16 protein-coding genes are annotated in these 26302 nt (G+C 47.0%); 9 read left to right on the forward strand and 7 right to left on the reverse strand.

Annotation, left to right across the window (positions count from 1 at the left end):
- Positions 1-118 precede the first annotated feature (118 nt).
- Entirely contained in the window at positions 119-2320 is a 2202-nt protein-coding gene (locus tag ELAC_RS11000) for a hypothetical protein (protein WP_098039342.1), read from the forward strand.
- 57 nt (positions 2321-2377) lie between these two features.
- On the opposite strand, the gene ELAC_RS11005 is transcribed toward ELAC_RS11000, so the two are convergent.
- The 4 genes from ELAC_RS11005 to ELAC_RS11020 all read right to left on the reverse strand — a co-directional run bounded on the left by ELAC_RS11005 (position 2378) and on the right by ELAC_RS11020 (position 7444).
- Positions 2378-3892 (reverse strand): carboxypeptidase M32, encoded by a 1515-nt coding sequence (locus tag ELAC_RS11005; RefSeq protein WP_098039343.1) that lies wholly within the window; start codon positions 3890-3892, stop codon positions 2378-2380.
- A gap of 2 nt (positions 3893-3894) precedes the next feature.
- Positions 3895-5112, reverse strand: a complete 1218-nt coding sequence (alr, locus tag ELAC_RS11010; RefSeq protein WP_098039344.1) for an alanine racemase — start codon at positions 5110-5112, stop codon at positions 3895-3897.
- 101 nt (positions 5113-5213) lie between these two features.
- A complete protein-coding gene (locus ELAC_RS11015) occupies positions 5214-6302 on the reverse strand; it encodes an LptF/LptG family permease (protein WP_098039345.1) in 1089 nt (362 codons plus the stop codon).
- Entirely contained in the window at positions 6299-7444 is a 1146-nt protein-coding gene (locus tag ELAC_RS11020; RefSeq protein WP_098039346.1) for an LptF/LptG family permease, read from the reverse strand. The genes ELAC_RS11015 and ELAC_RS11020 overlap by 4 nt, the downstream gene beginning before the upstream one ends.
- Positions 7445-7959: 515 nt before the next feature.
- On the opposite strand from ELAC_RS11020, the gene ELAC_RS11025 reads away from it, so the two are divergent.
- From ELAC_RS11025 to miaA, 7 genes are all read left to right on the forward strand, one after another.
- The gene (locus ELAC_RS11025; RefSeq protein WP_098039347.1) at positions 7960-8310 is read left to right on the forward strand and encodes a DUF4339 domain-containing protein; all 351 of its coding nucleotides are present in this window, start codon (positions 7960-7962) and stop codon (positions 8308-8310) included.
- Positions 8311-8313: 3 nt separating this feature from the next.
- Positions 8314-9672, forward strand: coding sequence for a tRNA lysidine(34) synthetase TilS (gene tilS / locus ELAC_RS11030; RefSeq protein ID WP_098039348.1), 1359 nt, complete (start codon positions 8314-8316; stop codon positions 9670-9672).
- Positions 9673-10192: 520 nt separating this feature from the next.
- Positions 10193-12931, forward strand: a complete 2739-nt coding sequence (gene ftsH / locus ELAC_RS11035; protein ID WP_098039349.1) for an ATP-dependent zinc metalloprotease FtsH — start codon at positions 10193-10195, stop codon at positions 12929-12931.
- 3 nt (positions 12932-12934) lie between these two features.
- Positions 12935-13375: a nucleotide triphosphate diphosphatase NUDT15 gene (locus ELAC_RS11040; protein ID WP_098039350.1), complete on the forward strand. Its 441-nt coding sequence runs from the start codon at positions 12935-12937 to the stop codon at positions 13373-13375.
- A 787-nt stretch (positions 13376-14162) separates the two neighbouring features.
- Positions 14163-14537, forward strand: coding sequence for a single-stranded DNA-binding protein (locus tag ELAC_RS11045; RefSeq protein WP_098039351.1), 375 nt, complete (start codon positions 14163-14165; stop codon positions 14535-14537).
- A 61-nt stretch (positions 14538-14598) separates the two neighbouring features.
- Positions 14599-14952 (forward strand): STAS domain-containing protein, encoded by a 354-nt coding sequence (locus tag ELAC_RS11050; RefSeq protein ID WP_098039352.1) that lies wholly within the window; start codon positions 14599-14601, stop codon positions 14950-14952.
- A gap of 456 nt (positions 14953-15408) precedes the next feature.
- Entirely contained in the window at positions 15409-16449 is a 1041-nt protein-coding gene (gene miaA, locus ELAC_RS11060; protein ID WP_098039354.1) for a tRNA (adenosine(37)-N6)-dimethylallyltransferase MiaA, read from the forward strand.
- A gap of 151 nt (positions 16450-16600) precedes the next feature.
- Here miaA and ELAC_RS11065 read toward each other — a convergent pair whose 3' ends face one another.
- Positions 16601-17269 carry a DUF502 domain-containing protein gene (locus tag ELAC_RS11065; RefSeq protein ID WP_098039355.1) on the reverse strand — a complete coding sequence of 223 codons (669 nt, stop codon included), beginning with the start codon at positions 17267-17269 and terminating at the stop codon, positions 16601-16603.
- Between the two features lie 640 nt (positions 17270-17909).
- A complete protein-coding gene (locus ELAC_RS11070; RefSeq protein WP_098039356.1) occupies positions 17910-20129 on the reverse strand; it encodes a ribonuclease R family protein in 2220 nt (739 codons plus the stop codon).
- Positions 20130-20638: 509 nt separating this feature from the next.
- On the opposite strand from ELAC_RS11070, the gene leuS reads away from it, so the two are divergent.
- Entirely contained in the window at positions 20639-23197 is a 2559-nt protein-coding gene (gene leuS / locus ELAC_RS11075; RefSeq protein ID WP_098039357.1) for a leucine--tRNA ligase, read from the forward strand.
- Between the two features lie 126 nt (positions 23198-23323).
- Here leuS and ELAC_RS11080 read toward each other — a convergent pair whose 3' ends face one another.
- On the reverse strand, positions 23324-26248 hold the full coding sequence (locus tag ELAC_RS11080) for a hypothetical protein (protein ID WP_098039358.1): 2925 nt from the start codon (positions 26246-26248) through the stop codon (positions 23324-23326).
- Positions 26249-26302: the final 54 nt, after the last annotated feature.

Here is a 26302-nt window from a genome sequence, read left to right on the forward strand (position 1 = left end):
TTCTTTTTAAAGAATAATTATTAATATCGCCTTTGTTGCAATAAATCTTTCAAAAAGTTTGAGTAATAATATTTTGAATGGCGATAATTGTATTAGGTAAGCAACAAGGAAGGGGCTTATGAAATCGAAGAATAAGGAAAAAATAAAAGCTTTAAGCTTGATTGAGGCTGTTGAGACTTTGTCCAACATCGCAGATTTGAAGCTCGACAAAGAAGCTGCTGTCACAGAAAAGCACGCCCTCCTATTTGATGACCGCAAGATAAACTATCGAACGATCCACTGGCTCAAGGATGCCGGAAAGAGCAAAACGCTCAAGATGATCAAAGAGATTTTCAGGGTAATCCTGAGCCACCTAAAAGATTCCTGGGAAGCCCAGTTTGTTTTGTCGACCCCCACGGATAAGGTGGAGAGTATCAAGAGTATCATGATCTTGGTCGGAGAAGCAGCCAAGAAGCTCGATCGCTATACAGAGCTTTTCAATCAGGCACAGGAAAAAAGCGTGACTGAGCTCAAGGAATATGTTGAGCTGAAGAAGTTTTACCGCAGCAAAGTAGCGCATGTGGTCGATCAGGGAACGCTGAGTAAATGGCTCTTTGGACTAACCAAAGGCTTTATCGGCAAGCAGGAAGCCACGAAGGGAAAGGAGACATCGCTCTCCCAGCACATCTTTATCGATCTCGAACAGATCAAAAAAGACACGGCATATGAACTTCTTTTTGTCCGAAAAGAAGACGGATCACGGTTCTTCAACCCGCGGCTGATCAGGAATATCAAACTTGTAATCGACTTCGGAGGGACGCTTCAAGGGGTTGAAGAGGATCGCTTAAGCTACATGCGCGACTGGATGGACAAGATTGCGCATGGAGCTGCACGCTCGATCTTAAAGTCGATGGGTAGTCGTCTGGACTTCTTCTACAAGGAAGCTGCAAAGCACAGAACAAAGCCTTTGCCAGGGTATGTATCCAGTGCCATCATGGCACTGTTTTTAGCCGCATCTCAAAATACTCTTCAGTCGAAAATCAAAGTGAAGACATGCCTCGATTATCTGATCGACTTTGAATCCTACCTGCATGAGGCGGTGACTTCAATTGAGTATCAGAAAATGGCTGCTTACCCACCAAAAAGCAACCAGCATCTTGCCTCTGTGCTGTTCGATACCATCCATGCCTTGATAAGAGCCTTTTTTATTCACTTTGACGGCTTTCATGAGCTTTCTCCTGTGATAAATAACCTAGTTGCGGAAGGGCGCCTTCTTTCCAGGCATCTTCATCAAGAAAGAGGGGGTTCGTTGAGCAAGACGCTTGAGATTGATCACGAATATTTCAGGAAGCTCATCCGTTCAGGAACGCATGGACCGATGATCCGTAACGTCGAGATGCTGGAGGATTGGGAGAGCAAGTTCGCGCCCCTTCTTCAGAGAAACTGGCCGGGGCAGCTCTTTTCCATCTATGTTAAAAATAAATGGGTTCTCTGCATGAAGCTGCCATCGCCGACATCTCAAGATTATATCAACAAGGCGTATGTTCTGGAGGAGTTTCTTGCTTTCTTGAGAGCTTCGACCAAAGATTCGGTCCCGAAACAGCACTTGATGTTTAACCTGCAAGACAGAACCTCTTGGAAGGAAATAGCCCGTTGCAAGGCACTGGAAGCTTTACCGGAAAATGAAGAGCTTAAAAACCATTTCGGGATTGTCACTCTGCCGTTTGATACAGACTTCTACCACCAGCTGGCACCTTATGACCAAGATAGGCAGGCCGATCTTTTCAAACAGCACTTCGTTGAGCAGATGCAGGATGAAAATACCGGTTTTCTGTTCCTTGGGAAAATCAAGAAAGTGCTGACGGATAGATTTGCTCAGGATTTGTTGAACGCTGTCCATCGCGTGTTCTTCCAAAGCAAGCCCCAATTGACAAGACAGGAGAGGCTGGATTTCATTGGCATCACCTATCTGATGCTGTACTTTAAATCGATTGAACTGCTGGAGCCCGATTCGATCAGTTTCACCTGTAAGGATTCTGTCGACATTGGAATGAGCCAGACGGCTCTGATGTATGCGTTCATGAAACTTTTAAAGGAGCCGTCTTTAGCTGAGGAGGAGATAGCTGAGCTGCACTACATTCTCTTTGCCCCGGCCCTTCAGGTGCGCGAGAGGGCTATGCTGCAGGAGCGATTCTTTAGGATGGTGTCCACCATCAAGGCTATCGAGGAGGCAAGAAACGTTTATGGCTTGGAAGGATTTAAAAAATCCTTTCACGAAGTGTTCGGCGACTTGATAGATGTTTCGGTCGTTGACGGGCAGATCGTTTTCAGGCATCGCTAAGATGCCATTCCGCCTGAAAAGGAAGCGCTGAACCTGTCAGCGCTTCTTTTGTTTTTTTTATGCGCCATATTTCTTTTGCAGGTAGTTCAGGTAAGCCGCAGGGCTGAACGCCTTGCCGGTCGCCCTTTTGATCAACTCTCTGCTGTCATATTGCCTGCCGTGTCGATGGATTGTTTTTCCCAGATAATCCTTGATGAAGGAGAGTCCTTCTTTCTGAATTCTTTCTTCGAAATCAGGATTCTTAGCTTGGAATGCATCAAAAATCTGCGCTGCATACATGCTTCCGAGTAAATAGGTAGGAAAGTAGCCGAAAGCTCCCATCGACCAATGGATATCCTGTAGACACCCTTCCTGATCTGTTTTGGGAACAATTCCCAGCATTTCCTTCATTTTGCTTCTCCATAAGTCAGGAATTTCATTTACGGAGGCACTTCCTTCGATCAAGGCTTTTTCGATTTCGAAGCGTAAGATGACATGCATTGGGTAGGTAAGCTCATCAGCATCCACACGGATAAAGGAGGGGGCTACTTTGTTAATGGCTTTGTAGAAATTGTCAAAGCTTACCTTTTTGAGCTTTCCACCGAAGGTATCCGCAAGTTTTGGGAAATAGCGCTTCCAAAAGGGTTTTCCTTGTCCGATCCAGATTTCGTAAAAACGTGACTGGCTTTCATGAATTCCAAGGGATACCGCTTCCGCGAGGGGAGATCCATACTCCTTTTCAGGTAGCCCCATCTCGTAGAGGCTATGGCCGCCTTCATGCATGAGGATGCTGATGTTCGCGATCAAATTATCCGAGGGCTTCCTGGTCGTTATGCGGCTGTCTTGTGGGTGAGATGAGGATGAGAAGGGGTGTGTGGAGAAATCGACTCTTCCATAGCGGAAGTCAAAGCCGATATCCTTCAGAATTTCATTGCCAAGCTCCATCTGCTTTTCCGGGTCAAAATTTCCTCGAAGAAAGCTGTCGTCAATTTTCTTCTTTGTTTGTGTTTTAGCAATGAGAGAGACTAAGGAAGGCTTCACGTTGCCGAAGAGTTCGGCCAGGTTATCGGCGGTCTCTCCCGGTTCGAATTCATCGATGAGGGCATCGTAGGGGTGTTTTTCGTATCCGATGAGCTCAGCTTTTTTTCTGCATAAGTCTATGATTTTTTTCAGATAGGGGGCAAATTCTTTGAATGATGACTTTTCCTTCGCCGCGCGCCAGACCGAGACTGATTTCGAAGTGAGAGCCGCAAATTCCTCCACAAAGGATGTCGGCAGAGCTTTGGCTTTGACAAAGTCTCTTCTCCACATGATAAGGGCCCTTTGCTTTGGCAAGGGAAGGTCTTTGGCTTTCAGGGCGCCTGTTTTGATGTTGATCAACGATCCCAAAGCGCCCTCATACTCTTTGGCTGTTTTGCATTGGTGTACGAGGCCTGCAAGCGTTTTGACTTGCTCGGCCCGTATCGAGGCGGAGCCTTCCGGCATGTAGGTTTCGTGATCCCACTCAAGAAGGGAGGAAATGCCCTGGAGGGTTTTGGCGTGCTTGGAAAGGGAGAACAGTAAGTTGTATTGTTTTTGGCTGTTTTTTGGCATGGTCAGTAGCTCCAGGTCGTGTTGTTTGTTTCAGGCAGAGGAACATAGGCTCTTTTGACTCTTCCCGAGATGCGGCAGAATATTTCATGGGAGATAGTTCCTGCCCAGGAAGAGAATAGTTCTACGGGAATTAAAGTCGAATCTTCGCCCCCGAACAAAAGAACGTCGTCTCCGATAACAGCTTCCGGTATGTCCGTCAGATCTACCATCATGTAGTCCATGCAGATCCGCCCGACGTAGGGCGCTCTTTTACCTTGGATGTAGACATACCCCTTACCGGAGAGAGAACGAGGAAGTCCGTCATGGTAACCGCAGGAGATGACTCCGATCCGTTCGTGGTTTTTTTTGACAATATAGTCCCGGTTGTACCCTACTGTGTCGCCTTGGCGGCAGTCATGGATATGCACCAGGTGGCTGTAGAGTGACACAGCGGGGTCTAAGGTAATGCGTTTACGCATCCCTTCGCTATTTGAGACTCCGAAAATAGACAGGCCGACGCGTGCCATGTTGAAACGTTTTGGTGCAAGACGGAGCAGGCCGGCGGAGTTGGCGCCGTGGATCCAGGGCACGTCGATTCCTTCCGCATACAGTGCTTCAACGATGTCTTCAATTGTTTTGATCTGAGAAAGAGTGAATGCGTCTTGCTCCTCATCGTCCGCGGATGGAAAATGGGTCATGATTCCTGAGAGTTTTAGAGAGGAGCTCTGCATGATGTGACGGGCAAGATAGAGACTTTCCCTGGGACAGGCGCCGAACCTTGTCATTCCTGTGTTAATGTGCAGATGGACTTTGACAGTTCTGCCTCTTTTTTTAGCTGCCTCCTGCAGGCTGTCTACTTCTCCGGGTGTGCTGACAGCGACTTCAAGATTGAAGTCGACGATGCACTCTGCCTGATCGGGTGTGGCATGGATGACAAAAACATCTTTTTTCATCCCCTTATTGCGCAGTGCTACAGCCTCTTGAGGATAGGCAACACCGAAGATTTCAATTCCTAAATCCTCAAGAGCATTAGAAAGCTGCCAGTCGTCAAAGCCATAACCAAACGCTTTGATCATAGCCATCAGGCGGCCGTTGGGGGGAAGCAGTGATTCGAGTTTAATGATGTTGGAGGAAACTTTTGGCAGGTTAAGAAGAAGCGTAGCCGGGGCTCTCAAAAGGGAGGAAGTAGTGTTTTGGAGTGTTTGCATGGGGATAGTTCCCTTCATGAACAGGCGGAACATCACATCATCCCGACTTCTTGTTTTTTTTTCGAGCAGATACTTGAGTGCTTTTAAGCGGAGGAGCTAAAAAGTGGATGGAAAATTACTCAACGCTCTGATTATTAACGAAGTGAAAAGTGCCGGTATAAAATGAGGGAGAGAAGGATCCCGAAGGGAACCACTATGGCCTCAACGGGGGTCAGGGCTTGTCTCCTTCCGAGGATGGAGGCCGCTTCAAACAAGAGAAATGTGAAAACTAAAAAGAAAATGGAAAAGCCAAATAGTAAAAACATCGGCTGGCTTCTTGTGTGTCTGATCAGGAAGGGGAGAGGGGCCAATACCGCAAAGAGAGCGATCCAAGGCAGGATCAGGCGATGTAAAAGGGTTGTCATCAAAGCGCACTCTTTATCTGAGGTGCACTGAAAAGGGGAGGGAGCAACACTCAGCAAGTCTGATAAGGGTAGCTCCTCTTTCTCAATAAACGTATCCAGAATGAAGTTGTCCGGTATCTCCATGGAGGCAAATTTTTCTTCCCTCTCTTGTGAGCTCAGTAAGAGCTTACCCTCTTTTCGGACAAAGTGTTCGACTTGGAGCCCTGATATGACTGAGCCTCTCATCTTCAGTGTCTGGATTCTATAGATGTCATCGATACTTCTGATCCAGTAGACATCCCCGAGGGAACCCTCTTCCGGGTCGAACGAGGAATAGAGCAATGTCGATCCATCTTGCAGTTGGACGCTCTTAACGGCGCCTGCCGGTTCTTTTCTTTTTTTGCTGACCAGTTTTTTCTTCGCTTCTATCAACCTAAGTTCCTTTACCGCTCTTGGATAGAAAAACTCTTGGTTGAGAGTCAAGAGCAGAGAGAGGAAAATGCCGATCATAAGGAAAGGCCGCATCAACTGTTGAAGGCTTATCCCGCCAGCCAAAAGGGCGATCAGCTCTCTGTTTTTGCTCAGGGAAGATACAGTCCTGAGAGTGGAGATTAATGCGGAGAAGGGCAGCAGTACTCCAATTTCTTTAAAAAAGGAGAGAACATAGTAGATTGCAATATCGGCGACAGAAAAGTGCATGCCGTGTGACTGGAAGGAGGCTTTTCTGCTTGAGAAGTCGATCAGGGTGTAGAGTAGGAAAATGATGAGTAAAACGAATGAGAAGGTTTTAAAAAACTCCAAAGCAAAATAGCGCTGCCACTTCTTCAAAAAAAGGGTCATACAGTCCCGCCTTCCAGTTTGTGAATGCGGATCAGTGAAAGAAGAACGATCACCCCATGGGGCAAAGTATATAGTGCAATGGCTGTTGCTGCTTTATGATCCGATCCTTTTGCAGTAAAATAGCAAATGAGGAATAGGGCGGCCAAGCAAACGATGTAGATAAGATTTTTAATCGAGCCACCGCGCCCAATCCGGATTCCGAAGGCGAGGCCAAGCATTGTGAAGGTGAAGGGGGCGATGCCAACAGATATCCTACGCATAATCTCCATCTCGATACGGCCGATATCCCTTTCTTTGGCCTTGGCTTGAGAGACCTCTTCCGCCTCTTGCAGCTCCCGCAGAATTTGTTCCTCCTGCTCTTTCTTTATAAGTAGCAGAGGCATCTTAAGATAGTCCAGGCTGACGCTCCAAGTCTTGTTCTCCATCAGCAGTGAAAAATCTTGCAGAGGAAGTGAATAGTCGCCGATGTTCTCCACAAAGAGGGAGTCTAGATCCTTTCCGTTTTTGGAGCTGATCGACCCGATCAAGGTCACATCAACACCATGAAACGAGTCCTCGTCCAGCGACAGTTTCTTAGCCACCAACAGCGCGATCCGTCCGCTTTTTTTTTCAGGATAGGCAAAAATGGCATCCTCGGCGCTCTCTCCTAATTTTGAGGAGCCTAAAGCATCGAAATAGAGTCCTTTGATTCTCATCAAATGTTTGTGGCTGGCCAAAAGCAAGGGATTGACCTGTCGGACTTCAGCTTTCAGTTTTGTGCATTTGAGATGACAGGTTGTCGCAAGCTCGGAAACAATCCAGAAATTAAGCAGTGAAACGAACAGGGCGATAACCAAGATGGGGGTCATGCAATTCCTGATGGAAAGCCCGAAGGAGCGGATGGCGGTCAATTCGTGTGTCTCGGAGAGATTTTGAGAAAGAAGCAGCGCCGCAATCAGAGAAGAGACCGGTATCGCGATTGGAAGGACGTAGGGGATTTGATAGAGGGCAAATTTTAAGACAAGCTCTAATTCCGGTCCAAGAGTGGCGAAATGGGCGATCTCTTCCATGCGCAAGGTGATCAAAACCACAACAAAGGTGAATATGGTAAGAAGGAGGCTTTTGATGTAGCGCGAAGAAAGATAACGCCAGAGGATGGGCATTCTCTTGTTTTCCTTTAATAGTAATGTTATGCAGCTTTATAAATCTTAGCCATTGCAGGATAAGGCTAAAAACAAGGTAACATACCGAAAGCATCTCAAATTTAGCTTTTTGCTTCGAGAAAGCCTTGGGATTGAATGATCGCAGAACTATAAGACACCTTCGGTATAGGTCTTCGGTCATTACTTTCCTAGAGACAGTCACCGGTCTCTAAAGAAGAAATCCCACTTTGGGAGATACTTTCGGTATAGTATAGGCTGAAACTCTTTTCTTTCCTAAAATAATAAAAGGCGAGCATAATTTGTCAGGAATCGGAAAAAACTGAAAATCTGCCGCATCCTTTGTAGGGATCTGGGAAGTTTGGTGTTTTAAGAAACTGCCCACAAATCGAAAATCGTATGCTTTGTGTGCTGAATTTGGCTATACCGGAAGTATCTTAAATTTCGGGGTTTTAGCGGTGAGAGCTTTCTCTTTGACGAAACCAAATATATCGGCGTTAGAGCCTGGGATCTAGAGGATGCGCAAACGGGAAAAAATTTGGTATATAAGGATTGTGGGCGAAGAGGAAGGTCCCTATTCTTTCATCGACCTGCGCAGAGACCCCAGAGTGACCCCTGAAGTGGAGGCGAAAAAAAAGGACTGGCCCTACTTTGTGCCTATTGGCAAGATTGCCGAGCTGAAAGATCTTTTTCAGGATCCGACCCCCTTGGATGAACCCTCTCCGCCGGTCAAAAAAACTGCGTTTGACTGCATCGGTCAAGATGACGAATTGACCATCAGTTTAGATCCGCAAAATCCGCTTTTTTTATTGCTCTTGCTGCTAACGTTGCTACTTGCTTTTCTCTCTCTTTTGCAGTTTTTGTATTAGATCATGAATTTGTTAACTCATCTGAAAAAATTTTTAAATACGCACACAGATCCTGCTCTTCCGTTGCTTTTGGGGCTGTCGGGAGGAGAGGATTCCATGTGTTTGTTTCATCTGCTCGTTCACGCAAAAGCTCAATTTGCGTGCGTCCATGTAGATCATCGGTGGAGGGCGGAAAGCAAAGAGGAAGCGGCATCCCTTCAGGAGATTTGCGTCCGGCAAGGAATTCCTTTTCACAAAGAAGAGGTTGACTATTCCGCAAAAACGGGCAACATGGAAGAGTATTGCCGGGAGGAGAGGCTGCGTATTTTTCACCGCCTTATTCTTGCGCACAACTATCAAGGAGTCATGCTCGCGCATCAGGCGGCAGATCTCTCTGAGACGGTTCTTAAACGGGTATTTGAAGGGGCGTCGATTGTCCACTTGAAAAGCATGGAGAAGGTTAGCTCGTACAAAAACATGCTAATTTTAAGACCGCTCTTGGACGTTAAGAAACAAGAGATACAAGACTATATCCGCTTAAATCAAATCGAGTATTTCACGGATCGAACAAACAGCGACGAGAAGTACCTGCGGGCCCGGATGCGCCTGAAGCTTTTCCCTGAAGTGACTCAATTGTTCGGGAAGTCAATCGAGGATCCGCTCATTCGCATTGCGGAAGAATCAGCGATGATCAGCCACTTTTTAGACCAGCAAACAGAGCCCTTTATCGCCGCAGGCCACTCATGTAGCTTGGGGTACTTTCTTGATTTATCGAATGTAGAAAAGATGCATATCGCGTTAGCGATGCACCTGTTGACTAGGGTATCTAAGGAGCTGAAGATGACCCTCTCACGGACCCAAAAGGAGGATGCGGCAAAAGCCCTGATTGATGGCAGGGCCAATCTTTCTTTTGAGACTGAGGGTAAGAGGTTGGAGATAGACCGAAAAAGAATTTTGTTTTTTACATCGGATAAGCTTGCGCCTTTTACGTTTGAGGCCTTAAAAAAAGGGGGAGTCAACAGCAGCTCGCTGATCATTCAAGAAGACGCGGAGGCCTCCACTCAGCCCTGGAAAAAATTCATGGGATGGCAGTGTCTTTTCAGGGGCGGGGGAGTGCTACAAATTCCGGTGGAGGGAGATCTGCAAATAAAAAGAGTCATGCCCGGCGAGTCCTTTCCCGGAAACTCCCCGATTGCAAAGTTTTGGACGAACCGAAAAGTGCCTGCTTGCCTTAGGTCTTATCTGCCAGGGATTTATCAAGGGGAGCAACTCATCGCTGATCTGGCAACGGGAGAGGTTAGGGGCGGGCATCAGAGGAATTGCTCCCGCACGTTTTATGTAACACTAGATCCGTTGGCAACACAAAATCAGGGACCTTGGTAATGCAGAAGAAAAAATTCAAAGTATCTAAAAATCAAGTTTTTGGATTTAAAACACTATCTGCATAGGTTTTGGAGGAATTTGTATCATAGCAGTGAGTTCATGCTCATGATGATAAATTTTGATGGACAATGGAAGCGTCAAAGCGCTGAGTGCAACGCCAATAGAGGGAATTTGATAGACTGCGCGGGACGTGTTATCCAATGGACTGTTCATTATTTGATAACATGCCGGTTCAAACCGAAGCTGCTGTGAGTTCATTTAGATGTAGGAGATGAAAGCCTTTACCTGGATCCTTGGTGTGTGGTAAAATAGCACATATTGGTTGCAGGCCGCCGGCATGGCTTTTTTCAAATGCAACCGATGGCACCAGCCAGAGATGGCTCAAGAAACTAGCCTTTTGGGCCCTTCAATTCCAAGACGCTATGACTTCAGGGTGGATTTAGTGCGGCCCGGGTGTGAATTTTTTTTGACATAACAGTGATCTAGAAGATCGTTTGCCTGATCCCAAGGAATCTTAAGTATGAAAGACGACAAGAAAGACGAATTCAAAAAAGGCCTTTCCAACAGCTTGATCTGGTTTCTCATGGCCGCCTTCTTCATGGCGCTGATGGTGCAGAATTTCATTGATGCGAAGATTGCTAAGATTTCCTTCAGCTATCAGCTTGAGCATCTGGTGAACTTGCAGCTAACCCAGCCGGAAGAGAACAGGAAAATAGCCCTTAATGACAATTTGGTCACATTCAGTGGTCGTTTCAGAGAGAGGAAAACGGAAGATGGCAAGAAGCGCTTCAAGTTTTTAGAACTCTTGGATGAAAATCACCTCCTCAAGACAGAAATTGCAGAGACTGTCCAAGAAATTACTGCCCTAAAACCAAAAGTAATCGATTCCGCCAAAAGATTTTATGATCTGGCTGGTATCACGATGCCGTCGCAGGGTGTTGTCATTGCCGGAAAAGGCTATACTTTCCAGGATCAGGATTTTAGCCTGACAATCAACGACCTGCAAAAGCAGACGCATCCAAACTTGGCTGATTTGACAAAACAGATCGAAACCCTAAGTCCTACCACAACAGCTTCTGAGCTTGACAGCGCTCAAGAGAGCCTTCTCCGTCTTGTCCAGGGATTTCGTTCACCTGCCATAGGGATTGGAAACCAGCAGATGAAACAGGCGCTTGCCAAGATGGAGTCTGATCTGGAAACCCTCAAGAAGCCTGCCGATTCTGCACTTCTTAAGCAGACAGTGGCTAAACTGAATGATATCGTCGAAGAAATATCTAAAGGAAAAGAGGGGACGGCGCTGACAGATCTAAGATCTGTAAGAAGCTACAGAGACGCAGTCGAGTCCTATTCCAAGCTCTCCACAAAGTTGGAAGATAACAGAATTCAGTTGGAAAAGGCGGAATCCGCAGTCGCCGGAGTCGTGTGGTTTTACAACAATAAAGAAGTGTCGACAAAGGGGCTTGAAAAAGAAGAGCCCGAAGCGTTTAAGCATTGGTTCAACAATGCTAAAGAAGAATGGGATGCTTTTGAGCAGAATGCAGGTGGTGTTTTCAAGGCGCCAGACCAGCCTCTAAATATGGTGCTTGAAAAGAGATTCAAAAGCCAGGAGCCTACTCCAAACTACTTAAGCTACTTGATCACTATCCTTCCATTCCTGCTCGTGATTTTGATTCTTTACTTTATCTTTTCGAGACAGATGAAAGGGATGAACAGCAGCGCTCTCAACTTTGGAAAGTCTCCAGCGCGCCTTTTGAACAAAGACCAAAATAAAATTACTTTCAAGGATGTAGCCGGTCTTGAAGAAGAGATTGAAGAGCTGCAAGAAATTGTTGATTTCTTAAAAAACCCCAAGAAGTTTACGGCTCTGGGAGGCAGAATTCCCAAAGGTGTGCTGCTTGTAGGTCCTCCTGGAACAGGTAAAACACTCATCGGCAAAGCGGTAGCGGGCGAAGCCAACAGACCCTTTTTCTCCATCTCGGGCTCGGACTTTGTTGAAATGTTTGTGGGTGTTGGCGCGAGCCGTATCCGTGACCTTTTCGACCAGGCCAAGAAAAGCGCTCCCTGTATCATATTCATCGACGAAATCGATGCAGTCGGAAGGCACAGAGGTGCCGGGATTGGCGGCGGCCACGACGAAAGGGAACAGACTCTGAACCAGCTTCTGGTTGAGATGGATGGTTTCGACACCAATGAAGGCGTTATCATCATGGCGGCGACAAACCGCCCCGATGTTTTAGACAAGGCGCTGCTGCGGCCGGGACGCTTTGACAGGCGTGTCATGGTTTCGCTGCCGGATATCAAAGGACGCTTTGAGATCCTGAAAGTGCATGCCAAGAAGATCAAGCTGGATCCTTCGGTAGACCTGATGAAGATTGCGAGAGCCACTCCCGGATGTTCCGGAGCTGATCTAGCCAACATCTTGAATGAAGCGGCGCTGCTCGCGGCACGAAGAGGGCGGACGGCCGTCACGGGTGAAGAGACGCAAGAGGCCAGGGACAAGGTTCTTTATGGTAAAGAGCGCCGTTCCATGCAGCTTGACGAACAAGAGAAGTTGACGACTGCCTATCATGAGTCGGGACACGCTATTGTAGGTCTCCATGTCGAGCACTCAGACCCTGTAGACAAAGTGACGATCATCCCACGAGGCTTTTCCCTAGGCGCGACGATGTTCCTGCCCAAGAAGAACAAGGTGAGCTATTGGAGAAAGGAGCTGATAGATCAGTTGGCGGTCTTGATGGGAGGCAGGTGCGCTGAGGAAGTTTTTGTCGGAGATATCTCTTCGGGAGCAAGACAAGACATCCAGCAAGCTACGAAGCTTGCCCATAGCATGATTTGCGAGTGGGGAATGAGCGACAAGATGGGAGTTGTGTTTTACGGCGAGACGTCCGACTCCGGCTATCATGGAATCGGCGGGCACTACGAAAAGCAATATTCTGACGATACAGCAAAAGCGATTGACGAAGAGCTGAAGAGAATCTTGCAGGAAGCGCATCAAAAGGCGCTTCAATTGATTGAAAAGCACAGGAATCAAGTCGAGTTGATGACTCAAATGCTTCTTAAGTACGAAACGCTGTCTTCAGAAGATGTTGAAGAGATTGCCAATGACACTTTCGAAGAAAGTAAAACAATCAAAAGAAGGCAGGAGGCTGAAGAGGCCCATAAAAAGAAGCTTCCACCAATTCCTCCGAAGCAAGATAAGGAAGATTCTAGCAAAGGTAACGAAGCCGGCCCCGGAATCACTCAGGATATCAGGGTTTAAGCTGTGTCAGGAGCCTTATCGAAGGCCAACGCTAAAAGCGTTCGAGTCGGTGTGGGAGTGATTGTTGTCAAAGACGACGCACTCCTGCTCGGCAAGAGGAAAGGCTCCCATGGGTCAGAAACATGGGCACCACCCGGAGGCCATCTTGAGTTTGGTGAAACACCTGAAGAGTGCGCCAAAAGAGAGCTTCTGGAAGAGACGGGTATTACGGCTCTAGAATGTGCTCTGGGCCCCTGGTCCAATGACTATTTTCAAAATGAAAATAAACATTACATCACGCTCTTTGTCTTTGTGAAAGCCTTTTCAGGCCAGCCAAGGGTGTTAGAACCTGGAAAATGCGCGGAGTGGCGCTACTTTCCAATATCGGATCTGCCTCACCCTCTTTTTCTACCCATGGAGTCGATGTTGCGTTCTGGAAGGCTTGATCTGGCAGGCTCTCGGTGATCATCTAAGAAGGGTCGATTCCTCCTGATAAGATCTCACAATTTATGACTTTCAATCTCCCATTCCTGTGGTTTTCTGTTTGCTCAAACCTCAATCTTGAAACGTAATCCTCCTGCAACTATTTATATTTACGCCCCTTACAAAGCTGGTGTTTGATAACTCTTTAAATATGAGAGGTTATCGATTTTACTCTTTTTCTTGTCCTAAGATAAAAATAGTAGCTCATTTTCTCGCAGTTAGTCGCCTTTTACACCGAAAGTGTCTCAAAATTTCAATTTTCGGTTCCGCGAAAGCCTTAGAATTGATGCAGTGCAAGTTACCTATTATTAGAAATATGAGGTGACTTGCGTGTCTCAATCCCGAGAGTTTTCTCTTTGCCAAAACCCAATTTTGAGACACGTTCGATATAACCAAAATCGTTATGCTATAAACGACTTCTTCTCCGCCAAATCCCTAACTTCATAAGCGATAATTGCTGTCTTAAGATAAGCATTACTCGGTTTTTCTTGTGTAAAAATATTTATTTAAATATTGAAATGAAGAGGACGATAACTCCTTACTGCAGTGAATTGGCGCGAAAAATACGCTGCTGAGCGAGATGACGGGAAGGTGTACGACTATCGGTGGAGCAGACGTGTCTTTTTAAGCTTGGCTATAGCGCCAGATGGTAAGGCGTGGTGTGAATACAGCCACGTGAAACGGCTGAGGAATCAGAAAGGGTGTGCTTGTTTTAACGATTAAAATTTAATTGATCTCTTATGGGAGAGCAAAGGGAGAAGTGAGTGCTATGATGGCACTAAACAAAGTATTTATCGCAGGGAGGCTTACAAGGAAGCCAGAGCTCCGGAAGACCCCTGGAGGAGTTCACGTAACAGATCTCTTCATTGCCCTAAACCGTGAATTTCAGACGCAGTCGGGCGAAAAGCAGCAAGAAGTTTGTTTTGTGGACGTCGTTGTATGGGGCAAGCAGGCTGAAGCGTGCGCCGAGCATCTCAACTGTTCTTCCCTAGTTTTTGTGGAGGGAAGGCTGCAGCTGGATGTGTGGTACGGCAAAGAAGAGCGAGATAAACGCTGCAAACTTCGAGTTGCCGCGGAGAGGGTGCAGTTTTTGGATCCTAAAGAGCTCAGCAAATTGGAAGAATACGCAAATTGTGCTGGGTGATTATTTTTAACCTTGGTATATGTAAGTTGTTGATTGACCGCTAAACTGATAGGATTCCCATATGCCAAACACTGAAGGTGCTGTAGATCTTAAAGAAGAGAAGCAGGGCAACGTCACCGTTCTTAAACTCAAAGGACGTCTTGATGCCATCACATCCCCGCTAGCAGAGAAAAAAGTGTTTGACTGCATCAACAATGGGCAGCATCTGCTTCTCTTGGATTTTTCCGAAGTGGACTATTTGAGCAGTGCGGGAATGAGAATGCTCCTATCAACAACCAAGAAACTGAAGACTCTTTCGGGAAAACTTGTCTTATGCTCCGTCAGCGTTAATGTGATGGATGTTCTTAAAATGTCGGGTTTCGATCACGTTCTTGAAATTACGGCTAATCAACAGGAAGCGCTTAAGAAATACTAGTTGTTAAGGCCCTCTTTACCGCGATAGGAATACTGTAGTTGTCAATTTCTCGGGTATATACCGAAAGTGTCTCTGAATTTGGTTTTTGGCAAAGAGAACGCTCTTGCGATCATACATTCCCGAGCCTTTCTCAAAGCCAAAATCCCAAATTTTGAGATGCTTTTGGTATAAGATGGCTATTGACGGTAGATCGCTCATCTTCTATCCTCTTTGTGACTGACGTTTTGTTCTTTTAGCGCAGAATCAGTTTATGCAGAAAGTCTCTCAAAATTTGGTTTTCAGCTGTGAGAAAGCTCCTCAAGATTGAGAGATTGCAAATCAACCGACAGTAGATAAGGTGACTTGCAATTTTTCAAAGACCCAATCCAATTTTTGAGATACTTACGGTACACTTGTAAATTCGGTATAGAGTAGTCCCTTGACTGCCTCATTTTTCACATTAAGTTGGAGTAGCCTGTGTCGTCGGGAGCGTCCTGCGAACAAGAGATTGAGCGCATTTTTTTTGGTTTTGGCATACAAGCTCAAAAGCAGCTATCGTCCAAACTGACAAGACCTAGAAAAAAAGTCATCGTCATTTCCGGCCCGACAGCGGTAGGAAAGACTAATTTTTCTCTGGAGCTGGCCCGTGAACTCGGTGGTGAGATTGTCTCAGCCGATTCTATGCAAATCTATCGTGGAATGGATATCGGGACGGCCAAACTCAAACAGGAAGATAGACAAGGCATTCCCCACCATTTAATCGATGTTTGCGATGTCCAGGACAACTTTAACGTTGTGGATTTCTATTATGAATCGCGCCATGCCTGTCAGGAAATATTGAGCAGGGGATCTGTCCCGATCGTTGTCGGTGGTTCGGGTTTTTATCTGCACTCCCTAATTTTTGGCCCTCCGAACGGCCCTCCTTCCGTTCCTGAAGTGCGAAAAAAACTGGAAGAGGAGCTTGAGTCTAAGGGTGTCGAGGAAATGTTTGAAAAGCTGAAGCGGCTCGATCCTCAATATGCCGCCTCGATCACGTGCAACGACAAACAGAAGATTGTGAGGGGAATAGAAATCATTCAGCTGACAGGCAAGCGTGTCAGCAAAATGACGTGGAAAGGGCGCAGGAAGCCTTTGAACTTTGATTTTCGCTGCTGGTTCCTCTACAGGCCACGAGAGCACCTCTATCGCCTGATCGATAAACGCTGTGATCAGATGATTCTGGAAGGCTTTTTAGAAGAGGTGGAAATGCTCGACAAGAACGGCATCCGGCTTAATTCCTCCGCTTCCCAGGCAATCGGTTACCGCCAAGCACTCGATTACCTCAAAAGCAAAAAGACTAAAGAAGATTATAAGATCTTTATTGAAAAATTCAAGCAGGCGACAAGGAACTTTGCCAAGCGGCAGTTTACCTGGTTCAGGCAAGAGCCCTCTTTCCGCTGGTTGGATATGGATCTGCATGACTTTGAGGTGGCTCTCGACATGGTCGTGCAAGACTATCATGCCGGAGCGGGCAACTAAGAGCTGTATCATACCGAAAGTACCTCACCTTGCGAGATAGGCGCTTTCGATAGACCTTTTTTGATTTGCCGATTCCTTCCCGCCGGTGACTCGATTCGACAAAATGGTGCTGCCGTAACCGGTGTAAGCGCCTGTCTGATTTACAGGTTTCTTAAGTATTTGATACCTCTGATGCGTTAAGTGGCCTGAAAGGCTCGTTCATGATCGCTCCGCAGGAGATAACATATTTCAGGGCATCCTCGACTTTCATATCAATATAGGTCACTTCGCTTACATCATAGAGAACGATAAAGCCCGAGGTGGGGTTGGGGGTTGTGGGGACAAAGACCCCTACCATTGTCTTACCCTCTTTTCCAGGCACATTCTCCATCTTCTCTTTCGTTACAAAGCCGACTGCATGAGAGGTCGGATTGGGAAACGGGACAATGACTACCTGCTTAAAGGAGTTTGAGTCTTGCTTGAGCACTGTGTGGATAACGTCTTGGCTTGTTTTATAGACTGTTGAGATGAAGGGAATCTTCTTGATGATTGCATCCCAGCGACTGAGAAGGAAGTGGATGAAAAAGCGGCTGGCAACAAATCCCAGCAGCAAGGTAATCAGCACAAGGGAGGAAACGATCAGCAGCTTGCTCAAGAGAAGTTGGAGCGTCTCTCCAGGAATGAACAGGAATCCTGCTTCAAGAATCCTCCATTTTGCAAAAACAGACAGAACCGGGCCCGAGAAGGGAGCGGTTAGCCATGAGAGTAAAAGGGAAACGATCCACACCGTCATTGCGACAGGAAGTAGTATGATTAGTCCGGTGATAAAATTTCTTTTCATTGCCAATTGCCTATGCCTTTTTTTGATGTCGGTCTATCACTCCGAAGTGTGAAATCATCAAGCCCTTTCTATCCCAAATTTTGAGACGCTTTCACTTTGCCAAAAACCAAATTTTGAGACACTTTCGGTATATATCCTCCTTAGCGGAGGTGATGCCGATGCGGGGCGATGTGACGATATTTTAAGACGGGGACTACTTCGCCGCTGTTCTTGATCCATGTAACATCGCTTAGCAAGGGAATCTTGTTGTGCAAGAAGTGCGGTGTCTAAAGACTTAGAGAGGTTTCTCACCGATGTGTGAGGCCTTTAACGGCTGAACTTTTCATCCGCCTCTTTATCATTCCATCCATCCGACCGTTTTCTCGATTGTCCTGGTCGGGGTGATATGAGGGAGTTCTTATCCACTCGCCATGACTATGCCGTAGCAGAGATAGACATAGATTCTTCCGCCTTAAAGAAGCGTCGCCTCGTTGTGTTTGGTTTTTTACCCTATGGGTGTTTGAGGCTCCTTTCCTTAAGCTGTCATCGCTTTAGAGCCCGTCTTAAAACCTGAAATATGCCAATTTTGCTGGTGAATTTGGGGTCAAGACAGGCTCTTTGAGGCTGACCACTAACTGAATCGTATGATTTGTTTACCCGATTATCGTCTGCGCCTTCTGTTATTCTTCTTGGCTCTCTCGGGTCTGTGTTTCCTTTCTTTGCCTCTCGAGGCAAAGTCAGATTTGTCCGGAACTTCGGAGAGGAGCTCCCATTTTGTCTCTTTCATGATCAGGTCGACGTTGTGCAAGAAGGCGGTAACAGGTGTTCCCGTGGTAAATGTCTCTCCTGTGGAGCGCCCTTTGAGCTCTTTTCGTCTTTCATTGTATTCATAGTAGTCTTTACCGATCTCGGAAATGTGGATGAAAGTCTCCAGCATGATGTCCAAAATGTCGATCGTGATTCCGAAAGGTTTCACGGAAGTGACGACAGCTTTGAATTCCCTGAACGGCTCATTGCTTTTTAGAGCGGCCAAATAGCGCAGCTTTTTGAGCAGCACGACGTTCTGTTCCGCTTTCGAAGACAACCTTTCCTGCTCCGAGAGAGTTGAAGTGATCTTGTCCAAATTTTGCTCATCGACAGGCTCTCCAGAGAGTAGTCTGTGGATAATAAGGTCTGCGTAGCGCCGAATGGGGCTTGTGAAATGGCAGTAGTGGGTGAGCGAAAGGCCGTAGTGTCCGATATTGTCCGGAGAGTAGTACGCCATGCGCATCCGCCGGATGTAGTTGGTTGCGAGGTATTGGCCGTAGGGCGTGTCTACCGCCTTGGCGAATAGCTTCTGGATAAGTTGAGGAGAGGGGTTGTCCTCGATTTCAAAACCGAACGAGCGTGCCATCAGTGCGAATTCCTGAATGTTCTCCTCTTGTGGAATATCATGGACGCGGTATGCAACGCTTTTACCTTCGTTGGCAAGATGTGTCGCCACTGTCTCATTGGCCTTCAGCATGAACTCTTCAATCATTTGGTGAGTGATGTCATACTCGACGGTTTCTGTGCCTGTGGGAACGCCTTGATCGTCAACTTTGATGATGAGCTCCGGCAGGGCTAAGTCGACGCTGCCTCTTTCCATTCTCTGCTTCTTCAGCAATGTCGCCAGCTCAACCATCAGAAGGAGTTTGTCGCGTAAAGGGCTTTCTTTATCGCTGTCAAGCAGCTTTTTGGCTTGCTTGTAGGTAAGCCTTTTTGCGCTTTTGATATAGCTGCGCTGTATGGTGTATTTTGTCATCTCTCCCTTTTTATCGAATTCCATCAGGGCGCTATAGGTGAGACGGATGCAATTGGGTCTTAAGCTGCACAGGTTTTCAGAGAGTTCTTTGGGCAGCATCGGAAGGCACATTCCCGGGAAGTAAGTGGAGTTGCAGCGTCTTTCCGCTTCTTTATCGAGAGCCCCTCCGGGTTTGACGTAGTGGGAGACGTCGGCGATGTGAACTCCCAGCTTATAACCTTTCTTTCCCTTCTCGATCGAGATGGCATCGTCGAAGTCCTTTGCTGTGTCAGGGTCGATTGTGGTCGTGAAATCTTGTGTTAAGTCCAGTCTGCCTTCCAGATCGCTCTTTTTAACACGTGCCCCAAACAGCTTGGCTTCGTTAAGAGCCTTGATGGGGAACGTGGAGGAAAGATCAAACTCTTCAATGGCTGCCGGAATATCGATTTTTGGGTCGTGGATGCTGCCTATTGTGTGGAGCCATTTTCCTTCCGCCATCTTCTCTTTGGAGCCCCAGTCAAGGATTTCCATTACGATGCGGTCTCCGACCGAGAGAGTAACTTCGTGAGAGGGTTGAATGAAGATGCGCTGGCTTGTCCCGAGAAGCGGCGCATAGGCATGAAAGTAGCCTGCATTGTCAATTTCCGACACGATTCCCGCCAAGTGCTTGCGCGATCTTTCAAGAATCATGGAAACTCTTCCCTCTGGTCCCTTTTCCGGGCAGGGCCCTGCCGCCAAGACGGCTTCCACTCTATCGCCATCGACCGCGTTTTGTGTGAGGTGCTTCGGAATGAAAATGTCTCCGCCACACTCAAAACCGGGGTCGGTAACCACAAATCCAAATCCCTTGGGGTGCATTCGGATAGTTCCCGTAATGCCTTCAGGATGAGGTTTTTGCTTGACGGAAAAGCCCTCTCCGCTTCCGGCCATTTCTCCACCTGTCTTCAGTTCCGTTAAAATTTCCTCGATGACAGGGGCGTGCTCTTCCGGCAGGCTCAGCCTTTGTAAAATTTCTGCGACAGTGAGTGGTGATTTTCTTGCCCCAAGGAACTCCCTTAAAACTTTAGTTAAGTTGTCCTTGAGACGAACTTGCTTTGACTTTTTGCGTTTTTTTGCCATATAATCCTATTCTTAAAAGGGCGCTTTTGCTCCGTGAGATATAAACCGAAAGTGTCTCAAAAATTGGGATTTTGGCCTTGCGAAAGCCTTCGGGTTCTGTAGAGACTGTTCACAAACTGAAATCATTTGATTCGGTTATATGCTTCGGAAACATTTTCAGAATATTGGGTTGATATGCTGAAAGTTTTTTCGAAGCTTATAACCAAATCCAGCAGCAAAGTATACTGATTTGAGTTTGTGGGCAGTCTTTGCGATAGTAACTCACCTCATATTTAATATTAGGTAAGTTTCAATCTTGCAACCACGATAGCTTTCTCTTTGCCAAAAACCAAATTTTGAGACATTTTTGGTAAAGTTCGACATCAAGACCTCTATAGCGAAAAGCGTCTCAAGCTGACCTTTACAAATCCTGGAGATCTTCCAGGGAAAGGCAGTTTTTCATTCTGGGAAGATAGTTACCCAAACAAACGCCTTCAGAAACACTACGATAAATTTGAGTCAGGGTCCTCATGAGATATAATCATAAAGCAATTGAAGCTAAATGGCAAAAAATTTGGGATCAAACCAAGCCATTCAAATCAGAAAGGGATGACAATAAGCCAAAATATTATGTCCTGGATATGTTTCCCTACCCTTCCGGATCAGGGCTTCACGTTGGCCATGTCGAGGGTTACACCGCTACCGATATTATTGCCAGGTACAAAAGGCAGAAGGGGTTTAACGTTCTTCATCCGATGGGCTGGGACAGCTTCGGACTTCCGGCTGAGCAGTACGCCGTCAGGACAGGAACACACCCCAGGGAAACCACGAAAAAAAATATCGACACCTTCAGACGGCAACTTAAATCTTTAGGATTCAGCTACGACTGGGACAGGGAGTTTGCGACATCCGATCCCCGTTATTACAAATGGACGCAGTGGATTTTCACCAAGCTTTATGAAAAAGGGCTCGCTTATGAAGCCGATATGATGGTCAATTTCTGCCCTGCCCTGGGAACTGTGCTCGCCAACGAAGAGGTCGAGGATGGAAAAGCCAAAGAGGGCGGCCATGCCGTGGAGAGACGTCCTCTGCGCCAGTGGGTGCTCAAGATCACCGCTTATGCTGAAGAGCTTATCCGTGACCTAGATCTAGTCGATTGGCCCGAAAGCTTGAAAAGATTGCAAATCAACTGGATAGGGAAAAGTGAGGGAGCCAAGATCTTCTTCCCCGTAAAAGATCGTAAGGAACAAATCGAGATCTTCACCACCTGTCCGCATACTCTTTTTGGCGTGACCTACATGGTTCTCGCTCCTGAACACCCCTTTGTTGCTGACCTGACGACCCCCGAGCAACAATCTGCTGTTTTGGCCTATCAGAAAGAGGTCATGAGCGAAAGCGACATGGAAAGGACTGAGGTGGGTAAGAAGAAGACAGGGGTCTTCACAGGCAGTTATGCCATCAACCCGGCGACTGGTGAGCCAATTCCGATCTGGATCGCCGATTATGTTCTCATGGGATATGGAACAGGAGCTGTTATGGCTGTGCCTGCCCATGACGAAAGGGATTTTGAGTTTGCCAAGCAGTTTAACCTACCGATCAGAGCTGTCATCACTCCTCAAGAAAAGGACATCAAGGATGGGGAAAGTGTGGAGACGGTTCATGAGGAGATTGTCAAAGGGCTGCGGTGCTGGATCCACGATGGTCTTATCATCAATAGCTCTTCGAGAGTTTTTTCGATCAACGGTAAAAGTGTCGAAGAGGCGAAAAAAGCGATCGTGGAGTGGATGGAAGAGGAAAAGTCTGGTGAGCGCGCTATCTGCTATAAGCTGCGCGACTGGCTCTTCTCCCGTCAGCGCTACTGGGGCGAGCCTTTCCCTATTTTGCACTTTGCCGATGGCACTAAGAGGGTGCTGGGAATCGACGAACTGCCTCTGATACCACCTGAGATTAGTGACTTCAAGCCCGCAGGGGATGGTCAAAGTCCGTTGTCCAAAGTTAAGGAATGGGTGGAAATTGAAGACCCCAAAACTTCGAGAGCGGCAAGAAGGGAGACCAATACCATGCCGCAGTGGGCCGGCTCTTGCTGGTACTATCTGAGATTTGTCGATCCCGGTAATGAAAACGAAGCGTGGGAGCCGGGTAAGGAAAAGTACTGGCTGCCGGTCGACCTTTATGTCGGGGGAGTGGAACATGCCGTACTCCATCTTTTATACGCCAGGTTCTGGCATAAGGTTCTCTATGACTTGAAGCTCGTGTCGACCAAAGAGCCTTTCCAGTCACTAAGGAACCAAGGGCTGATTGTGGCAAGGTCGTTCCAAGATGAGAATAACCTCTACGTAGAACCGGCAGATGTCGTGGAGAAGGGAGGCAAGTATTTTCACAAAGTGACGGGCCAATCTCTTAAAAGCCAAGTTGAGAAGATGTCGAAATCGAAGCTCAACGGCATCACGCCAGATGATATTATCGAAGAGTTTGGAGCTGACGCGTTGAGGCTTTATGAGATGTTCATGGGGCCGCTCGAGAAAGAGAAGGTTTGGAATACCGATGCTGTCAGCGGTTGCCGCAGGTTCTTGCAAAGGTTTTACGATCTGTCGGATTCGGAGCTGCTCCAGGATGAAGACACGGAGGAGGCAAACAAGCTGGCACACCGGTTGGTTCGTTCGGTCACAAAAGACATTGAAGCGCTTCAGTTTAATACCGCGATCTCGACGATGATGGAGTTCATCAACGACTTCACGAAGCTGCCGAAGCATCCAAAATCTGCTGTGGGATGCCTCGCTCAGTGCTTGCAGCCTTTTGCTCCGCATATGGCCGCAGAAGTTTGGGAGCGTCTGAAGCTAGAAGGTGATATCAATACCAAGCCCTATCCTGAAGTTGATGAGAAGTACCTTGTGGACGCGACGGCGACGTATGTGGTGCAGGTCAATGGAAAGTTGCGAGGGCGTTTTGAGTTGCCGAAGGATCGTGAAGAGAAAGAGATCCTGGCTTTGGCCAAGGAAAATCCGCTTGTATCGAAGCATCTTGACGGCAAGATGATTCTAAAAGTGGTTTTTGTCCCTAACAAGCTTTTGAATATCGTCACCGAGTAGCAAGCTTAGATTGTTTGCACCATCTTGTTCATCCAAGGCATCCTCTTTGAGGATGCTTTGGATATCTCTAAATTTGGGCTTTCTCTGGGCCGCACACAAATTTTTCAGTCTTTTTCGGCATTGTCTCTAAACAGTGGTTAGTTCACCACTCGAGACAAGAGCTGTTTCCCTTTTGATCGACAGATCCGCCGTTGCGAGCGCCCTTGCTGCGATATCTTTTAGCCTAAAGACTAAGTTGGAGTTGAGCGTCTCATTTTGCAGCAGGCGATTGTAGATCCTTCGAACGGTGTTGTCGATAGCCGATGAGTCCATTCCCAGGAAAGGGGTAGCAATCAGGGATTGGAATGTTCCTGTAAACCCTGTAGAGGGTACGGCCAAGTTGTAGAAGATGTCATAGACGAGCCCCGAAATTCTGCTGATCGATCTCGAAAGATCGACAGGCGGATTTCCTTCCTCTTCACCAAATAAGAGTTCCATCATCGTCTCTTTATCGGAAAACTTCTCCTGGAGCTTCGAGAAAAGAAGCTCGACGAGCAGGTAGTCATCGTTTTTGAATCTGTTCAATGTTTTTGCAAGAGACTGATTGATCTGGTGCTTGAACGAGGTTACAATTTGCTGGGTAAACATCCCTCCAAACTCTCCGACGCCAAAGAGAAGGTCGAGCACGATTTCAGAGTAAATGTTTGTGCTGTTTTCTTCGGTACTGCCCTCGCCCGCCAGGTATTTACCGACAGCTTCGTCAGGTGCATCCAGCGCGAACTCACGACTTGCAAGTACATCTTCAAACTCTTTGATCAGGGGATAGGCAATACGGGTTAGATAAGTTTCTTTTGGATAGACACCACCATTTCTCCTGAATTCCGATGATTTGGCGCTGAACAGGGTAAACAGTTTTTCCCCGAGCTGTTCTTCGGCGGCAGCAAGTCGTTTAGTTTTCTCAAACGCCTGCATGATAAAGGCTTCTATTTCGTCAAGGTTTGGCAGCACAGCTTCCCTTGCGAAATCATGGTGAAGGCGATGCCCCTGACCCGGGCCGGAGAGAGCAGTTTTGACTTTCGATATGTTGAAAGTCTCAATCGCTTCCCCTTTGAAAACCTCTTCCAGATCCTCAAGGATAAGATCGGTCACTTTTTTGATCGATTCTTCGATATTTTCTGAAGATCGCGCTGCCTGCCTCAACTTTTGAAGGATAAAGAGGCGGATCCCTATCATAAGCGCGGTAAGATCCGATTTAGTGGAGCGGATGTGTGTCAATTCGGTTTTCAACTCTCTCACTGACAAAGAGGCCGCATGCCTTGAGATCACGTCAATACACTGCTCTTCAATCACAGGGGCCAATTGGCTTTCAATCATCTGTGAGAAGTGTTCGGGTGTGATGAGTGTTTTGAAAAGGTTGTAGATTTTGGTGGAAAGAAGTTGACGCACCTGCGATTTGGCTGTTGTCAGGATAAATTGCTGCACGATGTTGCTGATCAGAGTCTTCATATCTGCGGCTAAAGTGAAATCGGCGGGAAGAAATCTTTGGACGAAAGCTTCCAGTTCAGAGACAACTTCTTTAAATTCTTCAGGGATGATGACCTTTCGCCATAGGTTGGTCAAGCCGTCTATCTCGACAATACGATCATCTTCAACTATCTGCTTTTTGGGGAGCAGGGTTTCGACCAGCTGTTGGCAAAGATCCGAGATAAAGACCTCTTCGATAGACCCTTTCCAATTCATGAACTCACGCGATACGGGCCAGGTGATTGGATCCTTATCCTGTGGGATGGTGGCGATCTCGACTATTTTAGGATGGGCTTCGGGATACGTGGCAAATCTCTTGGCACACGCCTTGATGAATTCAGCTTCCACGTCCGGCCTGCTTGTCCGGTGTTTGTAGACCGATCCGGTTTCTGAAATGATACTTTCTTTGGCTTTGAGATAGGTCTTTGTGTGCTGGAAAAGGGCGAATGTAAGATCGTCTACCAGTGTGGACATTTTAACATGGGAAAGAAGATCGGCGAGACGTCCCCCGAGTTCTTCAGTCAGCATTTGACTGTTTGCCTTCATGATATTTTCTATCAGTTCCGGCAGGGTATCGATCACTCGTCCTTTTAAGTCGACGCATAGGGCATCAAATTTTTTATTGATAAGGATAGTCAGGCACTGTTGATAGATGGGCTCGATGACCGTTTGGGGATAGTGTCTTCGGTTATGCTCCGTATGGAATTGAGGGGATCTCTCGTCATTAAAGATCCAGTTGATAAGGGGGGTTGTATAAAAGGAAAGAGTGTTCCCGTTGGGCAGAGTCAGTTTCTCTTGCTCTATCAACTCCTGGCATGCCTGTTCAAGACTTTCCTTGATTTGCAGCCGGTGGCGGTCTCTATCCTCATTTTCAATCAGCCAGTTCAAGGCTTTTTTGGAAGACTCCTGGAAAATGACGTTTTCCCCTTGGGGTAAAGGGGTGGTTCTCAGCAAGTCGAAAATAGGAACGCGCAGCTGGAAGCCAATCTGAATGACAAGGGCCGAGAGGTCTTTAATCATTTGCGTCGCTTTATCGACAAATTCTTCCCGCCGCTCCATTAGAGGCAGAATCTTTCTTTCCTGGAAACAGTCTACGACATTTTCTACCACAGAACTCATAGATCCCCTCATATGCTGCAGGGCGATCGGGAAATCCTTGGTCTCATAGTCGCTAACCGGAGGCTCTTCTATAGGCGGGTTCTCCACCCCTTCGTGCACAGGCAGTGTTTGATCGATCTGACTCCTCGTCATCAAAAGCAGAGGCCGAAGGCTTGCGTAATCATTTTTTTGAGGACGGTTCAGGGGTTTCAAATAACTTTCGCGTTGAATCTTTTTAAAGGCATTCAGCTGCGATTCTTCGAGTTGGTAGGGATCTGATTTCCAAAACTGGAAAAAATCAAAAATCGCCTTCACGACTTCGATGATTAAAGTGATGATCTTCACGAGGATGTTGGGCTTGTGGTCGCTTTCCACATAAGCAAGTGTGGGACGGGGGATAGCGCTTTGAGCGATGGGGGGCGTGGCTCCCACAGTACTGATGGTGGTCATCGAATACTCCTTATTATATACTTATTAAACTAAGAGGAATAACGATATCATTAA

The organism is Estrella lausannensis, from assembly GCF_900000175.1.
Taxonomy (GTDB): Bacteria; Chlamydiota; Chlamydiia; order Chlamydiales; family Criblamydiaceae; genus Estrella; species Estrella lausannensis.

Coding starts and splice junctions, on each gene's coding strand:
- ELAC_RS11000 (WP_098039342.1), top strand. CDS start 119: ATGAAATCGAAGAATAAGGAAAAAATAAAAGCTTTAAGCTTGATTGAG.
- ELAC_RS11005 (WP_098039343.1), bottom strand. CDS start 3,892: ATGCCAAAAAACAGCCAAAAACAATACAACTTACTGTTCTCCCTTTCC.
- alr (WP_098039344.1), bottom strand. CDS start 5,112: ATGTTCCGCCTGTTCATGAAGGGAACTATCCCCATGCAAACACTCCAA.
- ELAC_RS11015 (WP_098039345.1), bottom strand. CDS start 6,302: ATGACCCTTTTTTTGAAGAAGTGGCAGCGCTATTTTGCTTTGGAGTTT.
- ELAC_RS11020 (WP_098039346.1), bottom strand. CDS start 7,444: ATGCCCATCCTCTGGCGTTATCTTTCTTCGCGCTACATCAAAAGCCTC.
- ELAC_RS11025 (WP_098039347.1), top strand. CDS start 7,960: ATGCGCAAACGGGAAAAAATTTGGTATATAAGGATTGTGGGCGAAGAG.
- tilS (WP_098039348.1), top strand. CDS start 8,314: ATGAATTTGTTAACTCATCTGAAAAAATTTTTAAATACGCACACAGAT.
- ftsH (WP_098039349.1), top strand. CDS start 10,193: ATGAAAGACGACAAGAAAGACGAATTCAAAAAAGGCCTTTCCAACAGC.
- ELAC_RS11045 (WP_098039351.1), top strand. CDS start 14,163: ATGATGGCACTAAACAAAGTATTTATCGCAGGGAGGCTTACAAGGAAG.
- ELAC_RS11050 (WP_098039352.1), top strand. CDS start 14,599: ATGCCAAACACTGAAGGTGCTGTAGATCTTAAAGAAGAGAAGCAGGGC.
- ELAC_RS11065 (WP_098039355.1), bottom strand. CDS start 17,269: ATGAAAAGAAATTTTATCACCGGACTAATCATACTACTTCCTGTCGCA.
- ELAC_RS11070 (WP_098039356.1), bottom strand. CDS start 20,129: ATGGCAAAAAAACGCAAAAAGTCAAAGCAAGTTCGTCTCAAGGACAAC.
- leuS (WP_098039357.1), top strand. CDS start 20,639: ATGAGATATAATCATAAAGCAATTGAAGCTAAATGGCAAAAAATTTGG.
- ELAC_RS11080 (WP_098039358.1), bottom strand. CDS start 26,248: ATGACCACCATCAGTACTGTGGGAGCCACGCCCCCCATCGCTCAAAGC.